The sequence below is a fragment of the Burkholderia sp. E168m23 genome, assembly GCF_016586125.1.
Classification (GTDB): domain Bacteria; phylum Pseudomonadota; class Gammaproteobacteria; order Burkholderiales; family Burkholderiaceae; genus Burkholderia; species Burkholderia orbicola.
On record NZ_BCPP01000832.1, the window covers coordinates 1 to 3,254 of the forward strand.

The 3,254-nt window shown below is 68.3% G+C and carries 3 protein-coding genes; 2 read left to right on the forward strand and 1 reads right to left on the reverse strand.

Going from position 1 to position 3,254, the window contains the following annotated elements; translation table 11 throughout:
- Positions 1-284: 284 nt before the first annotated feature.
- On the reverse strand, positions 285-1,109 hold the full coding sequence (locus JMF90_RS30425) for an outer membrane protein assembly factor BamD (RefSeq protein WP_011549700.1): 825 nt from the start codon (positions 1,107-1,109) through the stop codon (positions 285-287).
- Between the two features lie 41 nt (positions 1,110-1,150).
- Here JMF90_RS30425 and JMF90_RS30430 point away from each other — a divergent pair, with 41 nt between their 5' ends.
- Complete coding sequence (locus tag JMF90_RS30430; RefSeq protein WP_006478695.1) at positions 1,151-2,359, forward strand: RluA family pseudouridine synthase; 1,209 nt, start codon at positions 1,151-1,153, stop codon at positions 2,357-2,359.
- A 6-nt stretch (positions 2,360-2,365) separates the two neighbouring features.
- Complete coding sequence (gene pgeF / locus JMF90_RS30435; protein WP_011549701.1) at positions 2,366-3,205, forward strand: peptidoglycan editing factor PgeF; 840 nt, start codon at positions 2,366-2,368, stop codon at positions 3,203-3,205.
- The last annotated feature ends 49 nt before the right edge of the window (positions 3,206-3,254 follow it).

Here is a 3,254-nt window from a genome sequence, read left to right on the forward strand (position 1 = left end):
GTGCGGAGACGGATCGCGGCGTGCTGATGATCTGCGACACGCGGCTCGTCGACAAGCCGTACGGGCGCCGGATCTGGCAAAGCCTGCCGCCGTTCAAGCGCACGCGCGAGATCGCGGTGGTGCAGGACTTCTTCGACGAGCATCGCTCGGGCAAGCACGCTTGATTGCACGCGCGGCGCTTGTCGCTTGATCGTCCCGGTGCCGCTTGCATGCGGCGCCAATAAAAAACCCGGCTCGATGGCCGGGTTTTTTGTGTGCGCACGGATGTTACATCGCGCCGTGCTTCAGAACTGCCACCATGACTTTTTCGCACCGGGGCGCGAATGGCCCGTCACGTACGGACTGTCGGGGAACGTGCCGGCAAGCACGCGCTTGGTGTCCTCGGCGAGTTCCGGCTGGTTCAGCTTGCCGTACGACAGGATCATGATGTGCAGCGCATCCTCGATCGCCGGCGCGCCCTTGTAGTCCTTGATCGCGAGCTGCGCGCGGTTGATGGCCGCGACATACGCGCCGCGACGGTAGTAGTAGTCGGCCGCGTGCACTTCGTGCGACGCGAGCGCGTTGACGATGTAGCGCATCCGCGCGGCCGCATCGGGCGCGTACTTGCTCTTCGGGAAGCGATCGACCACGACCTTGAACGCATCGTACGATTCGCGCAGCGCCTGCGGATCGCGCTCGCTCATGTCCTGGCCGGAGAAGCGCCCGAACAGGCCGAGATCGTCGTTGAAGTGGATCATCCCCTTCAGGTAGTACGCGTACGGGATGTCCGGATGATCGGGGTGGAGCTGGATGAAGCGATCGACGGCCTGGTCGGCCGCTGCTGCTTCGTTATCCTTCCAGTTGCAGTATGCAACGTTGATCTGCGCTTGCTGCGCGAAATGGCCGAACGGATCGCGGCCTTGCAGCGATTCGAAATATTTCGCGCACTTGCCCCAGTCGCCGCCGGACAGTGCGTCCTGGGCCTCTGAGTATAATTTGTTGTTCGACCAGGTAGCCGTCTCGTCCTGCTTCTGCGGCAAGCCGTGGCAGCCGGCGATGAGGGCCGCGGCCGCTACCGCCGCAGCCCGGGCGGCGACGGTTCTGGCCGTGCGTTTGGTCGAATTCATCATGCTCGCATGTCCTAGCTTCAAGTCTCGGTGACCCAGTCTAAATGACCCGTTCAAGTTCGCAGAATGCCCAGCCGGGCACACCAAATCGCGAAGATTATAGCCCAAGCGATCGGCCCGCCGACGCTGCGTCGGGGGATTCCCTCGATGACGATCTGGCCGGCGACGCGATGCAGCCGCCCGTCGTGCCGTCCGCGGCGGTCGACGAGGCGCCGCGCGTCGTCGAAGTGCCGCTGTCGCTCGCGGGTGAACGCCTCGACAAGGCGCTTGCCCAACTGTTCCCCGAATTCTCGCGCAGCCGCCTGCAGAGCTGGATCGAGGCGCAGCGCGTGCTCGTCGACGGCGCGCCGGCGAAGATCCGTCAGCCGGTGCCGCTCGGCGCGAAGATCGCGCTCGTGCCCGATCTGTTGCCCGAGCAGCTCGCGTTCACGCCGGAGCCCGTGCCGCTCGACGTGATCTACGAGGACGACGCACTCGTCGTCATCAACAAGCCGGCCGGCCTCGTCGTGCATCCGGCCGCCGGCAACTGGAGCGGCACGATCCTCAACGGTCTGCTGCATCGCTACGGCGACGCGGCCGCCGGCCTGCCGCGCGCGGGGATCGTCCACCGGCTCGACAAGGAAACCTCCGGCCTGATGGTGGTCGCCCGCACGCTGGCCGCGCAGACCGACCTCGTGCGTCAGCTGCAGGCCCGCACGGTGAAGCGCCGCTATTTCGCGCTCGTGTGGGGCACGATGCCCGAGGAGGGCACGATCGACGCGCCGATCGGCCGCGATCCGCGCGAACGCACGCGCATGGCCGTCGTCACCGGCGCGTCGGGCAAGCCCGCTCGCACGCATTTCCGCACGGTTGACACATGCCTGTGGCAACGTCAGCCGGTTTCGGCGATTCAGTGCGATCTCGAAACCGGCCGCACGCACCAGATCCGCGTGCACTGCGCGCACGCCGGGCATCCGCTGCTCGGCGATCCGGTCTACGGGCGTGCGCGCGGCAAGCGCTCGGTCACGCCGCTGCCGGACGGGTTCGCACGACAGGCGCTGCATGCGTGGCGGCTCGGCCTCGTGCATCCGGTCACGGGCAAGGCGATGCAGTGGCGCTGCCCGCTGCCGGACGACATGAACACGCTGGTCGCCGCGCTGGGCTTCGGGCAGGGCGACGAGGAATTCGACGACGACGACGGTGTCTACGACGATGACGACTTCGGCGGCGAGTATCACGACGACGAGCCGTACCTGGACGACGAGGAGGAGTGAGTGCCGATGACGAACCTGGCGCCGTTGACGTGGCAGGACTGCGTGCAGCCCGACTGGCAGGTGTCGCCGCGCGTGCGCGCGCTGATCACGACGCGCGACGGTGGTGTGAGCGAGGGCCCGTACGGGCGCTGGCAGGACGGTGTGGCGCTGCCGGGCGGGATGAATCTCGGCCTGCATACCGGTGACGATCCCGACCATGTCGCCGTCAATCGCGCACGCGTGCTCGCCCTCGCCGGGCAGTCGAGCGCCGCATGGCTCGAGCAGGTTCACGGTGCGCGGATCGTGCAGGCGGACGAGGTGATCGCCGCGGCGCCTGCGGCCACGGCGCCGGTGCAGGCCGACGCGAGCGTCACGAACCAGGCGGGCGCCGTCTGCGTGGTGATGGTGGCCGATTGCCTGCCCGTGCTGCTGTGCGACGCGCAGGGCCGCGCGGTCGGCGCCGCGCATGCGGGCTGGCGCGGGCTCGCGGCCGGCATCGTCGAGCAGACGGCGGCACGCGTCGCGGCGCTCGCGGGCGGCGCGACGGACACGCTGCATGCGTATCTCGGCCCGGCGATCGGCCCGCGGGCGTTCGAGGTCGGCGCCGAGGTGCGCGACGCGTTTCTCGACACGGCTGCGCAGTCGGAGCATGATGAAACCCGTCATGCGTTCGTTGCCATCGACGGCGCGCCCGGCAAGTTTCTTGCCGATCTTTACGCGCTCGCGCGCCTGCGACTCGCGCGCGCGGGCGTGGCGCACGTGAGCGGCGGGACGGCCTGCACGGTCGCCGAACCCGCGCGCTTCTATTCGTACCGACGCGACCGTGTGACGGGCCGCATGGCCGCGGCAATCTGGCTGGCCGATTGATCGCATGCGCATGCGCGCCGGTTTTGTTGCGTCGCGAAATCGGGTTATC

Excerpts from the sequence above, each read along its gene's own strand:
- JMF90_RS30425 (WP_011549700.1), bottom strand. The coding sequence starts at position 1,109 with ATGATGAATTCGACCAAACGCACGGCCAGAACCGTCGCCGCCCGGGCT.
- JMF90_RS30430 (WP_006478695.1), top strand. The coding sequence starts at position 1,151 with ATGACCCGTTCAAGTTCGCAGAATGCCCAGCCGGGCACACCAAATCGC.
- pgeF (WP_011549701.1), top strand. The coding sequence starts at position 2,366 with ATGACGAACCTGGCGCCGTTGACGTGGCAGGACTGCGTGCAGCCCGAC.